The organism is Microbispora sp. NPDC004025 (assembly GCF_053604425.1).
Genome location: NZ_JBSGHN010000008.1, coordinates 231,299 through 253,593 on the forward strand (window position 1 = coordinate 231,299; position 22,295 = coordinate 253,593).

The following is a 22,295-nucleotide window of genomic DNA, read 5'->3' on the forward strand; positions in this document are numbered from 1 at the left end:
AATCGAGCCACTCCCATCACGCGTGGATCCACGCGGCAGCGAATGCCTTCCCCGCAACGAACCAGGTCAACCGCGTTCGGAGCCCGTACCCCGCCCGTCTCCTCGCAACCGGCGGCGGTTCCGTCACGTCGCCGAAACGGCGAATTCCGTCCCTCACACAGCGAGGGTGCCAATGCACAATCCACTGCGCTCGGCCGAATTTCGAATTCGGTCGCATCGGCGCCGGCCCGGGGAGGTGCCGACGCCGCGCCGTCACTTAACGCCGGCCTCGCGCATGTCGCGGACCTCCCGCTTGAGCTCCTTGATCTCGTCGCGCAGCCGGGCCGCCACCTCGAACTGCAGATCGGCGGCGGCGGTGTGCATCTGCTCGGTCAGCGACTCGATCAGCGATTCGAGCTGGGCGCGGGGCATCTCCCCCGCGATCGCCTTCGCGTGCTGGCCCGCGCCCCGGGACGCGAGACCCGGCACCGGCGACTTGCCGCGCGACTGCTGACGCCCGGCGCCGCCGAGAAGCTGCGCGGTGTCGGCGTCCTCACGGACGAGGCTGTCCAGGATGTCGGCGATCTTCTTGCGCAGCGGCTGCGGGTCGATGCCGTGCGCCTCGTTGTAGGCGATCTGCTTGGCCCGGCGCCGGTTGGTCTCCTCGATCGCCCGCTCCATGCTGGGCGTGATCTTGTCGGCGTACATGTGGACCTGGCCGGACACGTTTCGGGCCGCTCGGCCGATCGTCTGGATGAGCGAGGTCTCCGAGCGCAGGAAGCCCTCCTTGTCGGCGTCGAGGATCGCCACCAGCGAGACCTCGGGCAGGTCGAGGCCCTCACGCAGCAGGTTGATGCCAACGAGCACGTCGAACTCGCCCATGCGCAGCTCGCGCAGCAGCTCGATGCGGCGCAGCGTGTCGACCTCGCTGTGCAGGTAGCGGACCCGGATGCCGTTGTCGAGCAGGTAGTCGGTGAGGTCCTCGGCCATCTTCTTGGTCAGGGTGGTGACCAGGACCCGCTCGTCCCGCTCCGCCCGGGCGCGGATCTCCTCCATGAGGTCGTCGATCTGGCCCTTGGTGGGCTTGATGATCACCTCGGGGTCGATCAGACCGGTGGGGCGGATGACCTGCTCCACCACCTCGCCCTTGCTGCGGCCCAGCTCGTACGGCCCGGGCGTCGCGGACAGGTAGACGGTCTGGCCGATGCGCTCCAGGAACTCCTCCCACTTGAGCGGGCGGTTGTCCATCGCGGACGGCAGGCGGAACCCGTGGTCGACCAGCGTCCGCTTGCGCGAGGCGTCACCCTCGTACATCGCGCCGATCTGGGGGACGGTCTGGTGCGACTCGTCCAGCACCAGCAGGAAGTCGTCGGGGAAGAAGTCGAGCAGCGTGTGCGGCGCGGTGCCGGCCTCGCGGCCGTCGATGTGCCGCGAGTAGTTCTCGATGCCGGCGCAGGTGCCGACCTGCCGCATCATCTCGATGTCGTAGGTGGTGCGCATGCGCAGCCGCTGGGCCTCCAGCAGCTTGCCCTGCCGCTCCAGGTCGGCGAGCCGCTCGGCGAGCTCCGCCTCGATGCCGGCGATGGCCCGCTCCATCCGCTCGGGGCCGGCCACGTAGTGGGAGGCGGGGAAGATGTGCAGTTCGTCGTCCTCGCCGACGACCTCGCCGGTCAGCGGGTGCAGCGTCGCGAGCTTCTCGATCTCGTCGCCGAACATCTCGATGCGGACGGCCAGCTCCTGGTAGACCGGGATGACCTCGACCGTGTCGCCGCGCACCCGGAACGTGCCCCGGGTGAAGGCCAGGTCGTTGCGGGTGTACTGCATGTCGACCAGCCGCCGCAGCAGCTGGTCGCGCTCGATCTGCTGGCCGACCTTGAGCCCGACCATCCGGTCGACGTACTCCTGCGGCGTGCCCAGGCCGTAGATGCAGGAGACGGAGGCGACCACGACCACGTCGCGGCGCGACACCAGCGACCAGGTCGCCGAGTGACGCAGCCGCTCGACCTCCTCGTTGATCGAGGAGTCCTTCTCGATGTAGGTGTCGCTCTGCGGGACGTACGCCTCGGGCTGGTAGTAGTCGTAGTACGACACGAAGTACTCGACCGCGTTGTTCGGCAGCATCTCGCGCAGCTCGTTGGCGAACTGGGCGGCGAGCGTCTTGTTCGGCTGCATGACCAGCGTCGGGCGCTGCACCCGCTCGATCAGCCAGGCGACCGTCGCGGTCTTGCCGGTGCCGGTCGCGCCGAGCAGGACGCTGTCCTTCTCCCCGGCCCTGACCCGGCGCTCCAGCTCCGCGATCGCCGTGGGCTGGTCGCCGGACGGCGTCATGTCGGTGACGACCTCGAAGGGCGCGACCTTGCGCTTCAGGTCCATCATGGATGTCATCGCCCGCTCAGCTCCTCACTCGCCCCGTCCACCGGCGCGGGGCGGCACAGAGGTGCGCGACGCCCGCTCCGGTTCACCTCCATAACCTACGCGCGGCGACCGACAATTCCGGTCCCGATACCCGCACCGCCTCTCGCCCGCGACGCCTCCGGCCCGCCCACGGCCGACCCTTGGCCGGACCATGACCCTGTCGTTACGATTCCAGTCGGGGGCCGACACTGACGGGATGGCGGGGCTGACCATGGCGGGGTTGCGGAATGCCGTCGGCCAGTCGCTCGCGTGGGCGGCCAAGAACGTCGACGGGGCCATCGCCCTCGTGCTGGCCGTGGCCGTGGGCGTGCTGGGCGTGCTGCCCGACGACGTGATCTCCGACAAGGTGAAGTCGCAGCTCGTCAGCGGCACCACCCTCGTCGTCCTGGCCCTGGTCGCGACCGCGCTGCTGCGCGACCGGGCCCGGCAGGAGCCGGTCGAGGAGGCCATGCACGCGACCTCCGGCGTCCTCACGCGGCTCCCCGAGCGCCTGGACCGCCTCGACGAGCTGGAGGACCTCGTCGCGGGCACCCGCCGGGCCCTCGAGGACATGGCGGTCATCCGCATCCTGGGCAGTCAGCACGAGATCGCGCAGGCGCACGCGGACGCGCGGCGGGGCACCGACCGCTGGGCGTTCAAGGGCGGCACCGGCACCTATATGCGCGCCGTCACGCTGCCCGAGTGCGTGGCCGCCGCGCGGCGCGAGAAGCGGCACCTCACGGTCCGCCTGGAGATCATCGACCCGACGGACGAGGCGGTGTGCGAGAGCTACGCGCACTACCGCAGGTCGCTGTCGGACCGGCCCGACGGCACCGGCGAGGTGTGGACGACCGACCGCGCGAGGAAGGAGTCCTACGCGAGCGTCCTGGCCGCGTTCTGGTATCGCCAGCGGTACGGCCTGCTCGACATCGCGGTGGGGCTGTCGCCGGTCATGACGACCTTCCGCTGGGACATGTCGGGCCGCGCCCTGATCATGACGTCCGAGGACCCCAACCGGGCCATCATCGCCTTCAGCGGCTCGTTCTTCTACGAAAGCTGCGGCACCGAGCTGCGCACGAGCTTCGAGCAGGCCCGGCGCGTGGCGATCGACCGGTACCGGTCGGTGCCGCTGAGCGAGGAGCCGACCGTCGAGGAGGTCCGCAGGCTGTTCGACCGCGTCGATCTCCCGCTGCCCAAGTCGTTCACCGACCGGGACGTCGTCGAGGTCACCCGTAAGGCGCTGCGCGCCAAGGACCCGTACGCGCAATGAGGTACGGGGACGTGACCGACGCGCTCGCCGGAGGGAAGGCCCGCGAGTGGGCTCTCGGCGTGCTCGGGGGCATCGCCGCGGGCGGCTCGGACGTGCGGGGCGTGCGGCACCCGCTCGGGTTCCTCTGCCTGCCGCTGGTCCGCGAGGGAGACCTCGGGGTGTGCGTGCACGTCTGGACCGCCGCCGCGCGGCGCGCCCGCAGCACCACCTCGCAGGTCCACTGCCACAGCTGGGACCTGGTCAGCCACGTCCTGTACGGCCAGGTGCGCAACGTCCACGCGGTCGTGACCGACACCTCGCGCTCTCCCACCCACCGCGTCTTCGAGGTGGTCAGCACGCCGTCGGGCGACGTCGTCCGCCCCACTTCCAGGACCGTCGCGTACGCACCGGGACGCGCGGAGCTGTTCGGCGCCGGGGAGACCTACACGCTCGCCGCGGGCGCCTTCCACAGCAGCGTCATCCCCGAGGACGGCGAGGCCGCCACCGTGGCGCTCGGCCGCGGCCGGCCGGGCCTGGGCGATCTGTCGCTCGGGCCGCTCGCCACGCCCCTCCACCACGTCAGGCGGGAACGCCTCGACGCCACCGAGACCGCACGTGCCGCCGAGCTGGCCAGGAGGAGCCTGTGGACCTCGAACACGCCAGGCGGGTAGCCGTCGAGGCCGCCCTGTCCGCCGGCGCCGTGCTGCGCGAGAGCGCGCCGGGAACGGTCGCCGTCCACGCCAAGGGCGGGTCGGGCGACGTCGTCACCGACCTCGACCTGGCCGCCGAGAAGCTGATCCTCGACCGCATCCGGGCCGAGTTCCCCACCCACCGGATCGTGGCAGAGGAGTCGGGCGTCCACGACGGCGACCTGGCGGACGGCGGGTGGACCTGGCTCGTCGATCCCCTCGACGGTACGAACAACGTGGCGATCGGTCTCCCGGCGTACGTCGTGGGCCTGGCGCTGTGCGCGGGCGGCCGCCCGGTGCTCGGGGTGGTCCACGAGCCGCTGTCCGGCCGCACCTGGTCGGCCGTCACCGGGTCGGGGGCCCGCGGGCCGGCGGGGCCGCTGACCGGGCCGCCGCGGCGGAAGCTCCCGCACGGGCCGGTGCTGGCCTGGACGCAGGGCCACGGGGTCTCCCGGCTGGACCCGGCCGCGCGGTCGCTGAAGATGACGATGGACGCCCGCGCCCGGCGGGTGCTCCAGCTCTGGGCCCCGCTGCTGTGCTGGGCGATGCTCGCCCGCGGCGACATCGACGGCATGATCGGCTACCGCGCGGAAGGGCTCGACCTGCCCGCCGGGGCCCTGATCGCGCGGGAGGCCGGCGTGGAGATCCGGCGGCTGGACGGCGGGCCGTTCGAGGCGTCCGCCGAGGGCCCGTCCGAGGACCGCAGCTTCGTCGCCGCGCCGCCCGGACTGATCGATGAGCTGCTCGACCTGGTCGCCGAGGCCCGCCGCCTGGCGTCCGCGCTTCCGCCGCTCTGAATGGGGCGTCAGTCGTCGAGGCCGCGCGCGGCGAGCGCCTCGCCCAGCGCGTCGGCGTGCCGCAGGGCGCCGACCACCAGCGGGACGGCGAAGGCGCGCGCGCTGCGCTCGACTCCTCTGGCGCGCTGGGCGTCCCGCACCCGGGTGACCAGGTCCGCCATCACCGGCACGCTGCGCAGCGTGAGGGACAGCAGCAGCGACACGCGGAACGGGTCCAGCCCGGCGAACCTGACGGGGGCGAGGCAGCGCTCCAGGCAGGCCATGAGCGCGCCGGTGCGCGTCGTGAGCGTGACCAGTCCGGCCAGGGCGACGGCGAGCACGACGCGCAGCGTGGAGGACGCCGCCGCGGGCAGGTCGGCGAAGACCAGCTGCACGCAGAACAGGGCCACGGCGAACCAGCGGACGGGCCGCACCTGCGCCCAGGCCGCCGCGGCGCCGACCCCGGACACGGCGTACAGCAGCACCACGGCGCCCGCGGCGGCCGCCAGCGCGGCGGGCGAGCGCAGCAGCAGTAGCGCGGTGCAGGACACGGCGAGCCCGGCGAGCTTGGCGCCCGCGGGCAGCCGGTGCAGGAGCGATCCGCCCGGCACGTAGGCGCCGGTGAGCCCGGTCACGCCATCGTCTTCCGGTAGTGGCCGATCGCGGTGACGGGATCGGCGTCGGCGACGATCCGGCCCTCGTCGATCACGAGCACACGGTCGAAGTCCTCCAGCAGCGCGAGGTCGTGGGTGACCACGACCACCTGCTGCGGCAGGTCCCGCAGCAGCGCCGCGACCTGCCGGGAGTGGCGCAGGTCGAGCAGCGTGGTCGGCTCGTCCATGACCAGGATCTCCGGTTCGAGCACCAGCACCGAGCAGAGGGCGAGCAGTTGCTTCTGACCGCCGGACAGGTGGTGGGCGGGATGGTCGGCGTGCTCCGCGAGGCCGTACCTCTCCAGGACCTCCCGCACCCGGCGCTCGACCTCCGCGCGCGCCAGCCCCTTGCGGCGCAGCGAAAAGGCCACGTCCTCGGCCACCGTGGGCATCACGATCTGCGCGTCCGGGTCGGTGAACAGGAACCCCACGCCGCGCCGGATGCGGGCCGCGTGGCGGCGGGTGTCGAGCCCGGACACCGTCACGGTGCCCGAGGACGGCAGGACCAGCCCGTTGACCAGGCGGGCGAGCGTGCTCTTGCCCGAGCCGTTGGCCCCGACCACGCCCACGCGGCGCTCGCTCAGCGAGGCCGTGACGCCGCGCAGCACCTCCCGCTGCCCGAGCCGCACATGGACGTCCTCCAGCCGGATCACTCACACCACCTCGAACAGGGCGGCGATCCCCAGACCGCCGCCGACCGCGACCGCCGCCAGGCCCAGTGTCCCCTTCGGCGCCCCGGCCAGCCGGCTGAACAGCCGGGTCACCACCACGGCGCCGCTCGCGCCCCAGGGGTGGCCGAGGGCGAGCGCGCCGCCGTCGGCGCACACGCGCTCGGAGTCCGCGCCGAGGGGATCGAGGCCGAGCGCGTCGGTGACCGCGAGCACCTGCGCCGCGAACGCCTCCACGATCTCCACCGCCGCCACCCTCTCCAGGTCCGCTCCGGCCCGCCGCAGCACCCGCCGTACGGCGGGCACCGGTCCCCACCCGGGCAGCGCGGGGTCGCAGCCGGCGACGGCGCCCGCTAGCAGGCGCAGACCGGGCAGACCGGCCGCCGCGCGCAGCCGCTCGGGCACGACCGCGACCGCCGCGGCCCCGTCGCTGACCGGGGAGGAGTTGCCGGCCGTCACCGTACCCCCCGGCACGAACGCGGCGGGCAGCCGGGCCAGCGACTCCGGCCGCAGCACGCGCGGGCGCTGGTCGTCCACGCGGCCGCCGATCGGGACGATCTCGCGCGCGAACCGGCCGGCCTCCCGCCCGGCCAGCGCCCGCGCGTGGCTCCGGCAGGCGTACGCGTCCTGGCGCTCCCTGGTCACGCCGCGCGCGGCGGCGAGCGCCTCGGCGGCCGGGCCCATGTCCGGGTCGGGGTGCCCCTCGGGGGCGAACGGCGCCCGCTCGTACGGCACGGCCGGCTCACCCTCGTGCCGGTGCGCCCGCAGCGGCGCGGTCGAGGCGCTCTCGACGCCCCCGGCGACGACCAGGTCCGCGTCGCCGCAGCGGACCGCCTGGGCGGCCAGCAGGATCGCCGCGAGCCCACTGCCGCACTGCCGGTCGACGGTGACGCCGGGCACCTCGTGGCCCATCCCGGCGGCGAGCGCGCTGACCCGCGCCAGGTTGCCCCCGGGTCCCGTGCAGTTGCCCAGCACCACGTCGTCGACCGGGACGCCGAGGTGCGCCACGTCGCGGGCGACCGCTCCGATGACGGGCGCGGCGAGCCGGTCGGCCGTCAGGGCCCGGTACGCGTGGCCGGCGGTGCCGATGGGAGTGCGGCGGGCCGCCACGACGACCGCCTGCTCGTCCATGTCAGCCGAGCCTTCGCAGGCCGGGGTCGCCGCCGGCGGCGAGACGGGCGGCGACGAGGCCGCGGGCCGGCTTGCCGGTGGGGGTGCGGGGCAGGGACCGGGTCGCGTACCAGCGGCGGGGGCGCTGCGCCGGGTCGAGCTCGGCGCGCGCCGTCGCCTCCAGCGCCGCCCGTGACGCGTCCTCGCCCTCGACGACCGCGGTGACCACGGCGCCCAGATGCGGGTGCGGCGTGCCGACCACGACCACGTCGTCCACTCCCGGCACCTTCCGCAGCACCTCCTCGACGTCCTCGGGCACCACAGTGGCGCCGCCGGTCTGGATCGCGCCGTCGCCCCGGCCGCGCAGCCGCAGGACCTCGCCCGGCCGGTACGGCTCCGCCAGGTCGCCGACCGTCATCCAGCCGCCGGCGTCCCGCCGGAGGGGGCCCGTCGCCCCGGCCAGGTAGCCCGCGCAGAGCCACGGGGAGCGCACCCACACCTCGCCGAGGGCCTGCCCGGGCAGCGCCCTGACGTCGACCTCGACGCCCGGGAAGGGCCGCAGCCCGGATCCGTCGGCGTCCACGGCGACGAACGACAGCTCGGTGGCGCCGTAATAGGACACCACACGCACTCCGGCCGCCGTCGCCCGGGTCCGGGCGGCGGCGTCCATCGCCGCACCGCCGACCACGGCGGTGCGCAGCGGGCCCCCGGCCGCGGCCAGGGCGTCCAGCACGGCGGGCAGCCGGTGCGGCACCACATGCACCACGGTGGCCCGCCGCAACTGCCCCGCCAGCGCGCCCGGCGACCACCGGCCGGGCACCACGGCCGTCGCGCCCGCCGCCAGCGTGTGCACGGCGGCGAAGCCGTACAGAGAGGAGACCAGCGGGCCGGGGATCAGCACGACGTCGCCGGGGCCGATCCCGGTCAGCTCGTCCAGGTGGGCGAACGACCCGGTCCACGAGGCGCGGCCGCGCACCACGGCGCGTGGCCTGCCGGTGCTGCCGGAGCTGAAGCAGGCCCAGGTGAGGTCGTCCGGCCCGGGGCGGTGCCGTACGGGCGGGCCGTCCGCCTCGGGGAGCGGGTCGTCGAAGCGGGCGGCGACCGGCACCGCGGCCATGACCTGCGCCCGTCGTTCCTCGTTCCACGCGTGGGCGCACAACAGCGGCGTGACCCCCGCCAGGTCGGCGGCGAGCACGGCGACGAGCAGGGCCGCCGGATCGGCCTGACCGGCAGCGACGAGCGCGTCGCGCCCGATCCCGTCGTCGGCGAGGCGGCGAGCGGCACGGGCTGCCCGGGCCGCGAGCTCGGCATAGGTCAGGTCTCCCCCGGGACCGGACACCGCGAGCCGCCGGGGGCGGACGGCGGCGTGCCGCATGACCTGCGCGGCTACCGGCACGGGCAGGTCACCCCCCTGCCTTGAGCCGCTCGCGGTGCACCGCCGGGACCGCGTCCGGGTAGGCCCGCTGGGTGCCCCGCGCCACGATCGACGCCAGCACGGCCTTGGCCAGGTCGCCCGGCAGGAATGTGGCGCTGAGCAGCGCGGTCTTGCCCAGGGACAGCCCGGTGACCAGGGCCTGCACGGGGATGCCGAACAGGTAGACCACGCCGACGCCGCCGGCCAGGCAGGCGGTCACCAGCCGGAGCGTGCCCGGCGCGCGTCCGCCGCGTTCGACGATCCACCCGGTCAGGGCCGCGCCGGGGAGCCAGCCGAGCAGGAAGCCGGCCGAGGGACCGGTGAAGACGCCGAGCCCGCCGCGTCCGCCGGCCAGCAGGGGCAGCCCCGCGGCGACCAGCACGAGCAGGACCGCCACGGCGAGGGCGGAGCGCCACGTCCCCAGGATCGCCCCGGCGAGCATGACGCCGAGTGTCTGCAGCGTGATCGGCACCGCGTCGCCGAAGACGTTCAGCGCGCCCGGCAGGCCGAGCACGGCGATCAGCGCGGCGAACACACTGACTCTGGCGATGTCCGCCGCGGGGAAGCGTCGCTTCGGCGTGCTCTGTTCATCTGTCACGAATCGATCCCATACCAAGACCCTCCATCCGGCGAATGAGGAAACCCACAACTTTTCGCCGTGTCGTTCTCAGCGGCGGCCATAGCCGTGGGCCGGCTCCCCGCCGGGCGGCGGCTCAGGCGGTGAGGACCAGAACGGTGACCGTGGCGGCGAGGCCGGCCAGGGCGAGGCCCGCGCCGGTGGCGACGAACTTGGCCAGCGGCACCCGCACGTCTCCCCGCCGGCACCACTCGAACCACAGCAGCGTCGCGAGCGAGCCCCAGGGCGTGATCACGGGGCCCAGGTTGGTGCCCGCGAGCAGCGACAGCAACTGCGTGTGGTTGGCCGCGGGGATGACCTGCTCGCCCGCGACGTACGCCGGGAGGTTGTTGAGCACGTTGGACAGCGCGGCTCCGGCGGCGGCCGCGCGGTAGGCGCCGTCCCCGTCGCCGCCCGCGCCGACGAGCGCGCGCATGACGTCGGCCAGGCCGAGGCGGCTGAGCGTCGGGACCACGAGGAACAGCCCGGTGACGAAGACCAGCAGCCGCCAGGGGATCAGGCCCCACACGAGCTTGGCCCGGTCGCGCCAGGCGAAGGCGGCGACCACCGCGACCGCCGCGACGAGGGCCGCGACACCGATCTCCACCCCCGCCAGGATCGCGGCGATGAACAGCAGGCACGCCACCCCGGCGACGCCGAACAGCACCCGGTCGGCCACGGGAACCGGTGGCGGCGGCTCGTAGCGGTCCTCGCCCCGCTCTCCCCGCCGCCAGTAGAACGCCCACAGGAACGCCATCGTCACCGCGATCGACGCGGCCTGCGGGGCCCACATGCGCGCGGCGAACTCCTGCGTGGTCAGCGCGACCCGGTTCATGGCGAGCAGGTTGGTGAGGTTGGAGACCGGCAGCAGCAGGCTCGCGGTGTTGGCCAGCCAGACCGTGGTCATCACGAGCGGCAGCGGCGCGATCTTCGCGCGCGGCGCCAGGGCCAGCATGACCGGCGTCAGCAGGACGGCCGTCGTGTCCAGGTTCAGGAAGATCGTGACGAGCGAGGCGAAAGCCGTACAGAACAGGAAGAGAACGGCGTAGCTGCCCCGGCCGACGATCGCGATGCGGGTCGCGATGACGTCGAAGACCTGCGCCTCTTTGGTCAGCTCCGCCAGCACGATCACCGCGCCGAGGAACAGCAGCAGAGGGGCGATGCGTTCGATGCTGTCCCTGGCCTCCTCGGCCGGCAGCAGGCCGGTGGCCACGAAGACCAGGCCCGCCGCGAGCAGCCCGAACCTGATCCAGTCGAGAACGCTCAGTCGCCGCAGCCCGGTCGCCACGCGCACACCCTATATCGGCTGCCGGATGATGATCGAACCCCCTCCAAACCGTCGGCGGCAGCGGTAATACTGGGCCTCATGACGCACAGCGGGCGGGGGGACGCGCGGACCGAGATCTTCGTCAGCTACTCCCCCGCCGACGAGCGGTGGGCGACCTGGATCGCCTGGCAGCTCGAAGCCGCCGGCTACCGCACGATGCTGCAGGCGTGGGACTTCGTGCCGGGCACCAACTTCATCGACTTCATGGACCGCGGGGTGAGCGAGGCCGACCTGGTCGTCGCGGTCCTCACCCGCAACTACCTGGGTTCCCGGTACGGCAGGCTCGAATGGCAGGCGGCGCTGCGCGCCGATCCGGACAACCCGTCCAACAAGCTCGTGACGGTCCGGCTGGAGGACTGCCCGCTCGACGGCCTGCTGTCCACGATCACCTGGGTGGACCTCCTCGGCGTGACCGATCCCGCCGAGGCGCGGCGGCTGCTGCTGACCCGGATCCGGCAGGCGCTGGCCGGCCGGGCCAAGCCGGCCGAGCCACCCCGGTTCCCGGCCGGGCCGAACAGGCAGGCCCTCCAGCCCGCCGCCGACCCCGCGCCCCCCGCCGTACGGGTGCCCCGGGCCCGGCGCACCCCGGCCGCCGAACCGTCCTTCCCGACGGCCGAGCGCGCGGGCGGCGCCTCCTCGGTGACCGTGCTGCACGTCGCCGGGCCGCGGTTCGGACGCGGGCTGGCGGAGGCCGACGAGCCGCTCGACGCTAGCGAGCTGCAGGCGAGCGTGTGGGCCGACCTGACCCGCCTCGCCGACGCCGGGGTCCCCCGGCCCGACCTGCTGATGGTGACCGGCGACCTCACCGAGTCGGGCAGCATCCGCGAGTGCGAGCAGGCCCTCGCGTTCCTCACCGGGCTGCGGGTGCTGCTGGGGCTGGAACCCGGACGGCTGGTCGTCGTCCCCGGCCCCCGCGACGTCACCAAGGCGGCCTGCCGGGCCTACTTCGCGACCTGCGAAGCGGACGACGTGCGCCCGCAGCCGCCGTACTGGCCGAAGTGGCGGCACTTCTCCACGCTCTTCGGCGAGCTGTACCAGGGCCTCGACGGCCCGGCCTTCGACAGCGCCCAGCCCTGGACGCTGTTCGATCTGCCCGAGCTGCGCACCGTCGTCGCCGGGATCAACTCCACGATCGCGATGAGCCACCGCGAGGAGGACGACTACGGCTTCGTCGGCGAGGCCCAGGCCGCGTGGTTCGCCGAGCGGCTGCGGCCGTTCGAGGGATGGCTGCGGATCGGCACCGTCGCCCATCCGCCGCGCCCCGGCCTGCGTGACGCCGCCACCCTGGAACGGCTGCTCGGCTCCCGGCTCGACCTGCTCGTCCACGGGCGCGACGCGCGGCGCGGCGGGCCGGAGGAGGTCTGGGAGCTGGAGGGGCTGCCGTGCGTGCCCGCGCTCGCCCCGGGCCGTCACCAGATCCTCCAGCTCACCCCGGAGGGACTGCGCCGGTGGGCCCGGGACCGCCCCGAGCTGCGCGACCCCGAGGTCCTGCCGTACGTCTGGCGCGGCTGGCGGCCCCAAGCCACCGCGGCGGCCGCTCCCGAGCCGGCGCCGGAGCCCGAGGAGCCCGCGGGCCCGGCCGACCTGCTGCTGGACCGGATCGCCGAGGTCTGCGAGACCCGCTTCGAACGGGCCAAGATCCGCCGCGTCGCGGGCGAGCCGCCGCGCCTGCTCGTCACCCACCCCGAGGACGGGTTCGTACGCCAGGTCCTGATCGGCGCGCACGCCGGGGAGCTGAGCCAGGAGCGGGTCGAGGCGTTCCTCGGCCACGTCCACGCGGCGGGGCTGGAACACGCCGCCGAGCTGGTCTACCAGGGACCCCAGGTGCCCCGGGCGTTACGCGACGACGCTCTGCGGCGCGGGCTGCGGCTGCGCAGCTTCACCGAGTTCCAGGGCCTGCTCGACCTGTCGTCCTACGTGGCGGGGCAGACGGCCAGGCTGCGCGGCGACCGCCGCTATCCGCCCGAGCTGTACGTGCCGCAGCGGTTCCGGGAGCTCGACCGGACCGGTGGCGAGGTGCGCGACGACCTGACCGGCGAGCTGATGCGGCTGCTCGCGGCCGACCACGGGCGGTTCGCGCTCGTGCTCGGCGACTTCGGGCGCGGCAAGACGTTCTCGCTGCGTGAGGTGGCCCGGCGCATCCCCGCCGAGCTGCCGCACCTCACGCCGATCCTGATCGAGCTGCGCGCCCTCGACAAGGCGCACTCGGTCGCCGGGCTGGTCGCGGCGCACCTCGCCAACCACGGCGAGGAGCTGATCGACCTCAAGGCGTTCCACTACATGCTGCGCCAGGGCCGCATCGTGCTGCTGTTCGACGGCTTCGACGAACTGGTCACCCGCGTGACGTACGAACGGGCGGCCGACCACCTCGACACGCTGCTGCGCGCGGCGGAGGACAAGGCGAAGATCGTCGTGGCCGGGCGCACCCAGCACTTCAAGTCGCGCAGCCAGGTGATGACCGCCCTCGGGGAGAAGGTCGGCCTGCTGCCCAACCGCCGGGTGCTCAGCATCGAGGAGTTCACCGAGGAGCAGATCCGCGCGTACCTGGTCAACCGGTACGGCTCGCAGCAGGCGGCCGACGAACGGATGGCCCTGCTCACGGGCATCGCCGACCTGCTCGGCCTGGCGCACAACCCGCGCATGCTCAGCTTCATCGCCGACCTGCCCGCCGAACGGCTGCGCGCCGTGGCCCAGGCCGGGGAGGCGATCAGCGCCGCCGGTCTCTACCAGGAGATCCTCGACACGTGGCTCGCCTTCGAGGAGGACCGCGTACGCGGCGTGGCCGGGGCCCCCGGCGGGCTGACCCGCGAGGAGCTGTGGCGGGCCGCGACCACGCTCGCGCTGCGGCTGTGGGAGACCGGCGAGACCTACCTGCGGCCGGCGGAGCTGGCCGAGGCCGCCGACACGCTCACCGGCCTGGCCGCCGACGCGCAGACCCGCGTGCCGTACGGACCGGGTGCGGACCCGGGATCCTCCCGCCCGCCGGACGCGGACGGCGCCGGGACCGCGGGAGGGCAGGCAGTCACGCGGCTGACGCCCGAGCAGGCCGTGCACGCCGTCGGAGCCGGCAGCCTGCTGGTGCGCACGGACGAGGGGTTGTTCGGGTTCATCCACGCCTCGGTCGTGGAATGGCTGGTGGCCCGGCACCTCGCGGACTCGCTCGGCACCGGCCACGCGGGGGGCCTCGGCCTGCGGCCGCTGTCGGCGCTGGCCGTCGACTTCCTGTGCGACCTGGCCGACGCCTCGCGGCTGCAGGCGTGGGCGGCCCGCACGCTCGCTTCCCCCGGCGCGGGCGACGTGGCGCGGGCCAACGCCATCAAGGTGACCACCCGGTTGCGCACCTCGGCCAGGACCGACCTGCGCGGGGCACGGCTCAGCGGCGAGGACCTGTCGTACCGGGAACTGCAGGGCGTGGACCTCACCGGCGCCGACCTGACCGACGCCCGGCTCGTCGGGGCCGACCTGTCCCACGCCGTGCTGCGGGACGCCCGGCTGGCCGGGGCACGCCTCGACGAGGCCGTCCTCGTCGGCGCCGACCTGCGCGGGGCCGATTTCACCCGGGCCCGGCTCGCCCGCGCCGACCTGCGGGACGCCGCCGTCGAGGGCAGCCGCTGGGACCGGGCCGCGCTCATCGACGTGACCGGCGTCCCCCGGGGAGCGCCGGAGCTGCGCGGCGCCGCCGTCGCGCCCGGCGACCCCGGTGCCGCCGGCGGGCGGGTCGGCGCCGAGCCGGCCCCCGCCGTCGTCGGCGTGCCGTACGGCTACCACTTCGAGAGCAGCCGCCTGCCCGAACCGGTCGCCTACCGCCCCGACGGCGGCGTGCTCGCCCTGGGCGGGGAGGACGGCGGCGTCCTGATCTGCGACAGCGTCACCGGGTCCGTCCTGCGCACGCTGCAGGGCCACCGGGGCCGCGTCTACAAGGTCGCCTACGGCGAGGCCGGGCTGGTGACCGGTGCGAGCGACGGAACCGTCCGGGTGTGGGATCCGGCCACCGGCGAGCCGTCGCACGTCCTGCGCGCTCATGCCGAGGGAGTGTGGCCCGTCGTCACCTCCGGTGACCTCGTCGCGGCCGGCGGCGCGGACGGGATCATGCGGGTCTGGAGGTCCGGGGAGCCGGAGTGGGAGCTGCCGGGCCACACCGCCCCGATCTACACGGCCGTGTTCCTGCCGGGGCTGCTGGTGACCGGCGACAGCGCGGGGGCGATCCGCGTGTGGGACCTCGCCACCGGACGGGTGCGGCACCACCTGCACGGCCACAGCGGGGCCGTCTACCGCCTGGCCCCCAGCCCCGACGGCACCCGCCTGGCCGCCGGGGACGGTCAGGGCGTGCTGCGCATCTGGGACCCCCGCACCGGCGCCGCGCTGCACGAGCTGACCGGTCATCCCGGACGGATCTACACCCTCGCCTTCCATCCGGAGGGCCGGCTGCTCGCCTCCGGCGACACCGAGGGAGCCGTACGGCTCTGGGACCCGGTCACCGGCGCGGCGGCCGGCAGCCTGCCCGGGCACCGCGGCGCGGTCTACCAGGTGCTGTTCGATCCCACCGGCGATCTGCTGGCGACCGGTGACAGCGACGGGGTCGTCCGGCTCTGGGACCACCGCACCGGCCAGTCGCGGGCCGAGCTGACCGGGCACCGGGGATCGGTGTGGCCGTTCGCGTTCCGCCCGGACGGCCGGCAGCTCGCGACCGGCAGCAACGACGGCACCGCCCGGCTGTGGGACCCCCACACCGGCCAGTGTGTCCAGACGCTGCGCGGCCACGGCCGCCGTGTCACGTCCGTGCGGTTCTCCGCAGACGGCGGCATGCTCGCCGCCTGCGGCAACGACGGTTACGTACGGCTGTGGGACCCGGTCACGGGCCGCCGCCTGCGCTCGCTCACCGGAACGGCCGACCGGTTGGTGTCGGCCGTCTTCAGCCCGGCCGGGCCGCTGCTCGCCACCGCGAGCAACGACGGCGGCGTCTACCTGTGGAACCCGGTCGCCGGGACGTACGAGCGCGAACTCAACGTGGAGACCGACCATGTGTGGGCGGAGGCGTTCAGCCCCGACGGGCAGCTGCTGGCCACCGCGAACGACGACGACAGCGTCCGGCTGTGGTATCGCCCCTCCGGACGCCAGGTCGCCAACCTCAGCGGGCACCGGGGACGGGTCAGGTCGATCGCGTTCGGTCCCGACGGCCGGCTCGTGGCCACCGGTTGTGACGACCGCAAGGTCCGGCTGTGGGACGTGCCGACCGGTCGATGGGTGGCGACGCTGAGCGGGCACGACGACCGGGTGTACGCGGTGGCCTTCTCCCCGTCGGGCGACCTGCTGGCGAGCGCGAGCAACGACGGCACCGCCCGCCTGTGGGACGCCGCCTCCGGCGAGTGCCTGCGTGCGCTCGACGGGGGCGGGCGGCTGTGGACGGCGGCGTTCAGCCCTTCGGGCGACCTGTTCGCCACCGCCGGGGACGACCTCGCCGTCCACCTGTGGGACCCGGCCTCCGGCGCGCGTGTCGGGTCCCTCGCCGGGCACGGCCGCCGGGTCTGGTCGGTCGCCTTCCACCCCTCCGGCGACCTGCTCGCCAGCGCCGGGGACGACGGCGTGGTGATCGTGTGGGACGTCGCCCGCCGCGAACGCCGCGCCACCCTGCTCGGCCTGTCGGAGGGCTGGGCCGCGTTCTCGCCCGGCGGGCTGTACAAGCTGGAGGGCGACGTGACGGGCCAGTTCTGGTACGTGATCGGCATGTGCCGGTTCGAACCCGGCGAGCTGGACGAGTACCTGCCCGAGGTCAGGCGGCTGGCCCTGGACGAGCCGTTCTAGGAAGGGTCCGGAGCCCGGAGACGACCATGTGCGCCAGCAGGGCGTGGCTCTCGTCGAGGTCCTCGCCCAGTTGGAAGGCGCCCGCCGCCTCCAGGACCGCGAAGCCGTGCATGGCGGCGCGCAGGCAGCGGACCGCGTGGATCGCGGCCGAGCCCTCCAGCCCGTACGCCCGCAGCGCGGCGAGGATGATGCCGATCAGCCGGTCCCCCGCCTCGGCCGTCTCCGGCCGAGGCGCCTGGATCAGGGCCGAGTAACGGTGCGGGTGCCGGGCGGCGTAGGAGCGCCAGCCGTCCATCAGGGCGCGCAGCGCTACGTCGCCGGACCGGCCGAGCACCGCCTCTCCCGCGACCTCCGTCAGCTCGCCCAGCACCCGCCCGGAGACGAGGGTCCGCAACTCGGCGAGGTTGCGCACGTGTTTGTAGAGCGAGGGGGTGGCGACCCCCGCGCGCCCGGCGACCGCGGACAGGGTGAGCGCGTCGGGGCCCTCCTCGTCCACGATCCGCAGCGCGAGGTCGACGACGGCGTCCGGGGACAGCGGCACCCTAGCCACGGGCCCGCTCTCCGAGGAAGGCGAGCATCGCGGCGGCGACCTCGTCGGGGTACTGCGCGTGCGGGTAGTGCCCGGCGCTCTCGATCATCACCACTTTCCCGAGCCCGGCCGGCATGCCGGCGACGATCCCGTCCGCCTCGGCGCGGGGGTCGGCCCAGTCGGGGTCGCGGGTGCCCATCACCACCAGGGCCGGGCACCGGATGCCGTCGAGGTGCGCGCCGGCGTCCGCGGGCGCGGACGCCCCCATGGCGCTGACCACGGCCATGCGGCCGGGCCTGCGCAGGTCCTTGTCCACGGCGGCCAGATAGTCCGTCCAGTCGGCCGGCTTGACGCCCGGGTAGGCGTGGTCGAGGTAGCTCTTCCAGAGCCCGATGCTGCGAAGGAGCGCCACGCCCATGAGCCGCGTCATGCCCGTGCGGTAGCGGCCGTTGCGCAGCAGGGCGCCCAGGTCGGGCTTCTGCGGCCGGGTGAACGGGGCGATCTCCACCAGGGCGGTGACCAGTTCGGGCCGCCGCGCCGCCGCGATCGTGGCCGATCCCCCGGCGAAGGAGTGCCCCACGACGACGGCGGGCCCGCCCAGGTGCTCGATCAGGGCGACGATGTCGTTCGCGGTGTCGGTGCGGGTGTAGGAGTCCCAGCCGAGGCTCGACTCGCCGTGCCCACGCAGGTCGGTGGTCGCCACGCGATACCCGGCGGCGGTCAGCACCGGGGCGAGGAATCGGTAGGTGTTCCGGGTGATCCCCATGCCGGGGACCAGCACGACCAGCGGGCCCTCCCCGGTCACGTCGTACGCGATCTCGCCGCCGTCGATTTTCAAGAACTCCGTCATGCCGCCCTCCAGGCTCAAGTACATAGCCCAAAGGCTAATGCCATTAGCCGACGGCCGTCAAGATCGAGGCGGCGACGATCCGGGCCGACGCCTTTACGTTGTAGATTCGGGGAGCGTCAGCCCTCCGTGGCGACCCGGGCGCTCAGGTCCTGCCAGACCTTGTCGACCCGGGCGTCGAGCTCCTCCAGGGAACCCTCGTTGCCGACGACGATGTCGGCGATCCTCAGCCGTTCCTTCCGGGAGGCCTGAGCGGCGATCCGGGCACGGGCGTCCGCCTCCGGCATGCCGCGGAAACGCCGCAGGCGGTCCAGCCGGACCTCGTCCGGCGTGTCCACCACGACGATCACGTCGTACAGGGGGGCCAAATTGTTCTCCGCGAGCAACGGCACGTCGTAGACGACGACGGCGTCGTCCGGGGCCTCCCGCTGGAGCTGCTGGGTGCGCTCGCCCACCTTCGGGTGGACGATCCCGTTGAGGACCTTCAGCTTCTCCGCGTCGGCGAAGACGATGGCGCCGAGCCGCTCCCGGTCGAGCGTGCCGTCGGGACGGAGCACGTCCTCGCCGAACGCCTCGACGATCTCCGCGAGCCCGGGGGTGCCCGGCTCCACGACCTCCCTGGCGATCTTGTCCGCGTCGATGACGACGGCGCCGCGGGCCGCGAGCCGGCGCGACACCTCGCTCTTGCCCGAACCTATGCCGCCCGTGAGGCCAACCTTCAGCACGTGCCGCAGCCTATCGGGCGGTTCGCGGTATGCCCGACTCGGTCGTGCGGGGGTCGCCGCGGCGCCGGGCACGCTGTCATCGGTGCGCGGGCCGCTCCCCCGGCGTGCGCTTCACGGCCGGCCACACGACCGCCGCCGTGTACGCGCACAACACGGCGAAGCCCGCCCAGCCGGGGAGCGGGAAGTAGCCGGCCGACGGCGCGTAGTGGGCGACCACCTGCGGATATTCCACCGCCGTCTGCTGGACGGCGAAGCCCGCGGCCGGGGTGAGCCGCAGCAGCCATCGCGACACGTCATCGGGCAGGAACGGGAACGCGGTCACCACGTAGGGCACGGCGACGAGCGACAGCGCGAGGGCGATCGCCGCCCGGCCGCGCCGCAGCAGAACGCCCAGCCCGTACGCCAGGACGGCGCAGAGGGCGAGCACCGCCGCGGTCCCGGCGACGACCCGGACGCCGGTCAGCGCGGAGACCGGCTGCACGGGAACGCCGTTGCCGCCGAGGATCGCGACGCCGGCCGGCAGGACCACACCGACGGCGGCGAGCCCGGCCGCGAAGGTCGCGGCGCCGACCACCACGGCCCGGGCGGTCAGGACCCGGCGAGACACCGCCGTGTCCGGCCGGGCGCCGAACCCGGCGGCCAGGACGATCACGACGATCAGCATGATCACCAGACCGGGCGACGTCCGCTCGACGGCGACGGCGCCCTCGCTCCCGATCGGGCCGATGTCGCCGGTCCCGCTCACGGTGACGACGCCGTCCCTCTCGACCGCACCGGAGGCGTTGTGATACTTCTCCCAGTCGGTCTGGTTCATCTCGCCGACCGCCTCGCCGCGCCACGGGCCGGCGGACCCGCCCACCACCGTGACGTGGTCGAAGACGCCGGTGGCCTGCGTGAAGCGGCTCTCCTCGACCGCCCCGCCGAGCCCGACCTCTCGTAGCGTGAGGTCGCCGGGGGACGTGGCGAACAGCCCGGCCTGCGCCGTCGCCGGGAGACCGGCCAGTGTCACCGTTCCCACGGTGTGCCAGCGCCGGCCGTCGGCCGACTCGGAGCCGGTGACGGTGTCGCCGGACCGCGTCAGGCGCAACCAGCGCGGGAACCGCGGCACGAGGGCGGCCTCGCCCGCGGCGATGTCGTGCCGGTAGTCGTACTGCATCCGCACGCCGTGCCCGCCGGTCATCATGAGCGCCGCGTAGGAGGAGCCCTGCCGGACGCCGTCCTTGATGATGATCCCGGCCTTCGCCCACGGCACCAGGCCCGTGACGATCCGGTCATGGTGGGGCGGTGGATAGGTGATCGTGCCGGTCATCGAGGTCATCCGCACGGTGATGGCGCCCTCCCTGCCGAGGTCGCGGTGCAGGAACCAGAACCGGTCGCCGACGTTCGAGCCGTCCGCGGCGGCCGGATCGGCCGGGCACGGCCCTTGGCAGGACACCCTGTTTCCGGCGGCGGACAGCAGGCCGGCGGCGATCACGGCGAGGGCCGCCGCGGCCAGGGCGATCAGCCGGGCGGGGCGCCGGAAGGCCGCCCACTCCCGGTGGAGGAGTTGTCTGGTGAGCATGCCGCCGTTCTACGGGTGCGGGCCTGATACCGCCCGAACCGTCCCTGTCACCCCGTTGTTAGGTCCGGCCCGGCATGCTGGAGGCGTGATCAGGTTGCGCAACGGGACCGTGGGACTCCGGTTCACGATCCTGTACGCCGGGGTGTTTCTCGTCTCCGGAATCGGACTGCTGTCCCTCACCTTCCTGCTCGCCGGCGGGGGAAGGCACAGCGTCCCCGTCGGCCCGCCGCCCCCGTCCGCGGCCGGCCTGGACGAGCTGCACCAGCGCGTTGGCCTTCTGCGGGAGCAACTGGCCGAGGTGCACGCGCAGCACTCCCGGCAGTTGCTGGTCGGTTCCCTGCTCGCGCTGATCGTGATGGCGATCGTGTCCGTGCTGGCCGGCCGGGCGCTCGCCCGCCGGGTGCTGCGCCCGCTGCGGATGATCACCGCGGCGACCCGGCGCATCACGGCCGACAACCTGGACCGGCGGCTGGGCGTCAGCGGCCCGTCGGACGAGGTGAAGGACCTCGCCGACACCATCGACGCCCTGCTGGGACGGCTGGAGGCGTCGTTCGCAGCCCAGCGCCGGTTCGTCGCCAACGCCTCGCACGAGTTGCGGACCCCGTTGGCGACCATGCGCGCGTCGCTGGACGTCGCCGTGGCCAAGCCCGGCGCGGCGCGGCAGACGCTCGTCCTGGGCGACCGGCTGCGTACGCAGCTGGACCGGGTGGATGAACTGCTCGACGGCTTCCTCGTGCTGGCGAGGGCCCAGCACTGCGCGATGACAGGCGCGATGACCGGGCCCGCCGACGTCGATCTGGCCCGGCCGGCCGCGCGGGCGATCGCCGATCGCGCCACCCGGATCGCGGCGAAGCGGCTCGGCGTGACCCAGGATCTGCGGGCGGGCGCGGTCACCCGGGGCGACGCCGCGCTGCTCGCCCGCCTGGTGGAGAACGTGGTCGACAACGCCGTGACGCACAACGAGGACGGCGGCTGGATCCGGCTCGAGACCTTCCGGGAGGACGCCGAGGTCCGGCTCGTCGTGGAGACCGGGGGGCGCGTCCTCGACCAGCGGGATGTGGACCGGCTCGCACAGCCCTTCGAGCGGCTCGGCGCGGATCGCACCGGCTCCGAGAACGGCTCCGGCCTCGGGCTGTCCATCGTCGCGGCGATCGCGGCCGCGCACGGCGGGCGGCTCGAACTGCTCGCGCGGCCGCGGGGAGGCCTGCGTGTCTCGGTCGCGCTGCCGTCCGTCCCGGTCCCGGCCGAGGTCCCCGCCGAGGTGCCGGCGTGAGGGTCCTGGTCGTCGAAGACGCACGTCCGCTCGCCGAGGTGGTCGCCGAGGGCCTGCGCGATCAGGGGATGGCCGTCGACATCAGTCACGACGGGCTGTCCGCCGCCGCCAAGCTCGACCTCACGGCGTACGACGTGGTGGTCCTGGACCGCGATCTGCCCGGCCTGCACGGCGACACGCTGTGTCAGATGATCACCGAGCGGCCCGACCGCCCGATGGTGCTGATGCTGACGGCCGCCGGGACGCCCGGTGACCGCGTCACCGGCCTGACGCTCGGAGCCGACGACTACCTCACCAAGCCGTTCCACTTCCCGGAGCTGATCCTGCGTGTCCAGGCGCTGGCCCGGCGCAAGCCGCACGCGCGCCCGCGGACTCTGCGCGCGGCCGGGATCGAGCTGGACCCGGTACGCCGGACCGTCGTGCGCGACGGCCGGCAGCTCGACCTGTCGGTGAAGGAGTTCGCCCTGCTGCGGGCGCTGATGCGGGCGAGCCCCGGCTTCCTGAGCGCGGAGGCGCTGCTGGAGCAGGTCTGGGACGAGAACGCGGACCCGTTCACCAATACGGTGACGGTGACGATCGGCCGGCTGCGCCGCAAGCTCGGCGAACCACCGGTCATCACCACGCAACCCGGCGTGGGGTATCGGCTCGCCTGAGCACCGTGACGCCCGTGCGCCGGCCGAGCG

The 22,295-nt window shown here is 74.2% G+C and carries 17 protein-coding genes; 6 read left to right on the forward strand and 11 right to left on the reverse strand.

The window, feature by feature from the left end; translation table 11 throughout:
* Positions 1-252: 252 nt before the first annotated feature.
* Positions 253-2,364, reverse strand: coding sequence for an excinuclease ABC subunit UvrB (gene uvrB / locus ACWEQG_RS21810; RefSeq protein ID WP_452287153.1), 2,112 nt, complete (start codon positions 2,362-2,364; stop codon positions 253-255).
* Positions 2,365-2,590: 226 nt separating this feature from the next.
* On the opposite strand from uvrB, the gene ACWEQG_RS21815 reads away from it, so the two are divergent.
* Genes ACWEQG_RS21815 through ACWEQG_RS21825 form a run of 3 tightly spaced genes read left to right on the forward strand, consistent with a single transcriptional unit; the run spans position 2,591 to position 5,108 of the window.
* Positions 2,591-3,643 carry a hypothetical protein gene (locus ACWEQG_RS21815; protein WP_452287154.1) on the forward strand — a complete coding sequence of 351 codons (1,053 nt, stop codon included), beginning with the start codon at positions 2,591-2,593 and terminating at the stop codon, positions 3,641-3,643.
* A complete protein-coding gene (locus ACWEQG_RS21820; RefSeq protein ID WP_452287156.1) occupies positions 3,640-4,293 on the forward strand; it encodes a hypothetical protein in 654 nt (217 codons plus the stop codon). The genes ACWEQG_RS21815 and ACWEQG_RS21820 overlap by 4 nt, the downstream gene beginning before the upstream one ends.
* Positions 4,266-5,108 carry an inositol monophosphatase family protein gene (locus ACWEQG_RS21825; protein WP_452287158.1) on the forward strand — a complete coding sequence of 281 codons (843 nt, stop codon included), beginning with the start codon at positions 4,266-4,268 and terminating at the stop codon, positions 5,106-5,108. The genes ACWEQG_RS21820 and ACWEQG_RS21825 overlap by 28 nt, the downstream gene beginning before the upstream one ends.
* 8 nt (positions 5,109-5,116) lie before the next feature.
* Here ACWEQG_RS21825 and ACWEQG_RS21830 read toward each other — a convergent pair whose 3' ends face one another.
* The 6 genes from ACWEQG_RS21830 to ACWEQG_RS21855 all read right to left on the reverse strand — a co-directional run bounded on the left by ACWEQG_RS21830 (position 5,117) and on the right by ACWEQG_RS21855 (position 10,836).
* On the reverse strand, positions 5,117-5,722 hold the full coding sequence (locus ACWEQG_RS21830; RefSeq protein WP_452287160.1) for an energy-coupling factor transporter transmembrane component T family protein: 606 nt from the start codon (positions 5,720-5,722) through the stop codon (positions 5,117-5,119).
* A complete protein-coding gene (locus ACWEQG_RS21835) occupies positions 5,719-6,393 on the reverse strand; it encodes an energy-coupling factor ABC transporter ATP-binding protein (protein WP_452287162.1) in 675 nt (224 codons plus the stop codon). The genes ACWEQG_RS21830 and ACWEQG_RS21835 overlap by 4 nt, the downstream gene beginning before the upstream one ends.
* Positions 6,394-7,539 carry a thiolase family protein gene (locus ACWEQG_RS21840; protein WP_452287164.1) on the reverse strand — a complete coding sequence of 382 codons (1,146 nt, stop codon included), beginning with the start codon at positions 7,537-7,539 and terminating at the stop codon, positions 6,394-6,396.
* A gap of 1 nt (position 7,540) precedes the next feature.
* Positions 7,541-8,914 (reverse strand): AMP-binding protein, encoded by a 1,374-nt coding sequence (locus ACWEQG_RS21845; protein WP_452287166.1) that lies wholly within the window; start codon positions 8,912-8,914, stop codon positions 7,541-7,543.
* A gap of 7 nt (positions 8,915-8,921) precedes the next feature.
* The gene (locus tag ACWEQG_RS21850; RefSeq protein ID WP_452287168.1) at positions 8,922-9,530 is read right to left on the reverse strand and encodes a biotin transporter BioY; all 609 of its coding nucleotides are present in this window, start codon (positions 9,528-9,530) and stop codon (positions 8,922-8,924) included.
* A gap of 115 nt (positions 9,531-9,645) precedes the next feature.
* Positions 9,646-10,836: an SLC13 family permease gene (locus ACWEQG_RS21855; protein WP_452287170.1), complete on the reverse strand. Its 1,191-nt coding sequence runs from the start codon at positions 10,834-10,836 to the stop codon at positions 9,646-9,648.
* 78 nt (positions 10,837-10,914) lie between these two features.
* On the opposite strand from ACWEQG_RS21855, the gene ACWEQG_RS21860 reads away from it, so the two are divergent.
* On the forward strand, positions 10,915-16,677 hold the full coding sequence (locus tag ACWEQG_RS21860; RefSeq protein ID WP_452287172.1) for a WD40 domain-containing protein: 5,763 nt from the start codon (positions 10,915-10,917) through the stop codon (positions 16,675-16,677).
* On the opposite strand, the gene ACWEQG_RS21865 is transcribed toward ACWEQG_RS21860, so the two are convergent.
* The 4 genes from ACWEQG_RS21865 to ACWEQG_RS21880 form a co-directional block, all read right to left on the reverse strand.
* On the reverse strand, positions 16,646-17,227 hold the full coding sequence (locus ACWEQG_RS21865) for a TetR/AcrR family transcriptional regulator (protein ID WP_452287174.1): 582 nt from the start codon (positions 17,225-17,227) through the stop codon (positions 16,646-16,648). The two genes, ACWEQG_RS21860 and ACWEQG_RS21865, sit on opposite strands and share 32 nt — an antisense overlap.
* Positions 17,220-18,080, reverse strand: a complete 861-nt coding sequence (locus ACWEQG_RS21870) for an alpha/beta fold hydrolase (protein ID WP_452287176.1) — start codon at positions 18,078-18,080, stop codon at positions 17,220-17,222. Before ACWEQG_RS21870 ends, ACWEQG_RS21865 begins: the two co-directional genes overlap by 8 nt.
* 92 nt (positions 18,081-18,172) lie before the next feature.
* Positions 18,173-18,778 carry a dephospho-CoA kinase gene (gene coaE / locus ACWEQG_RS21875; RefSeq protein WP_452287177.1) on the reverse strand — a complete coding sequence of 202 codons (606 nt, stop codon included), beginning with the start codon at positions 18,776-18,778 and terminating at the stop codon, positions 18,173-18,175.
* Between the two features lie 76 nt (positions 18,779-18,854).
* Positions 18,855-20,339: a hypothetical protein gene (locus ACWEQG_RS21880; RefSeq protein WP_452287179.1), complete on the reverse strand. Its 1,485-nt coding sequence runs from the start codon at positions 20,337-20,339 to the stop codon at positions 18,855-18,857.
* An 85-nt stretch (positions 20,340-20,424) separates the two neighbouring features.
* Here ACWEQG_RS21880 and ACWEQG_RS21885 point away from each other — a divergent pair, with 85 nt between their 5' ends.
* Both ACWEQG_RS21885 and ACWEQG_RS21890 read left to right on the forward strand, forming a co-directional pair.
* Entirely contained in the window at positions 20,425-21,612 is a 1,188-nt protein-coding gene (locus ACWEQG_RS21885) for a sensor histidine kinase (protein WP_452287181.1), read from the forward strand.
* The gene (locus ACWEQG_RS21890; RefSeq protein WP_452287183.1) at positions 21,609-22,265 is read left to right on the forward strand and encodes a response regulator transcription factor; all 657 of its coding nucleotides are present in this window, start codon (positions 21,609-21,611) and stop codon (positions 22,263-22,265) included. Before ACWEQG_RS21885 ends, ACWEQG_RS21890 begins: the two co-directional genes overlap by 4 nt.
* The last annotated feature ends 30 nt before the right edge of the window (positions 22,266-22,295 follow it).

What these genes read in the sequence shown, in the direction of transcription:
- ACWEQG_RS21870 (WP_452287176.1), bottom strand. Translation starts at nt 18,080, where the DNA reads ATGTACTTGAGCCTGGAGGGCGGCATGACGGAGTTCTTGAAAATCGAC.
- ACWEQG_RS21880 (WP_452287179.1), bottom strand. Translation starts at nt 20,339, where the DNA reads ATGCTCACCAGACAACTCCTCCACCGGGAGTGGGCGGCCTTCCGGCGC.
- ACWEQG_RS21815 (WP_452287154.1), top strand. Translation starts at nt 2,591, where the DNA reads ATGGCGGGGCTGACCATGGCGGGGTTGCGGAATGCCGTCGGCCAGTCG.
- ACWEQG_RS21820 (WP_452287156.1), top strand. Translation starts at nt 3,640, where the DNA reads ATGAGGTACGGGGACGTGACCGACGCGCTCGCCGGAGGGAAGGCCCGC.
- ACWEQG_RS21860 (WP_452287172.1), top strand. Translation starts at nt 10,915, where the DNA reads ATGACGCACAGCGGGCGGGGGGACGCGCGGACCGAGATCTTCGTCAGC.
- uvrB (WP_452287153.1), bottom strand. Translation starts at nt 2,364, where the DNA reads ATGACATCCATGATGGACCTGAAGCGCAAGGTCGCGCCCTTCGAGGTC.
- ACWEQG_RS21840 (WP_452287164.1), bottom strand. Translation starts at nt 7,539, where the DNA reads ATGGACGAGCAGGCGGTCGTCGTGGCGGCCCGCCGCACTCCCATCGGC.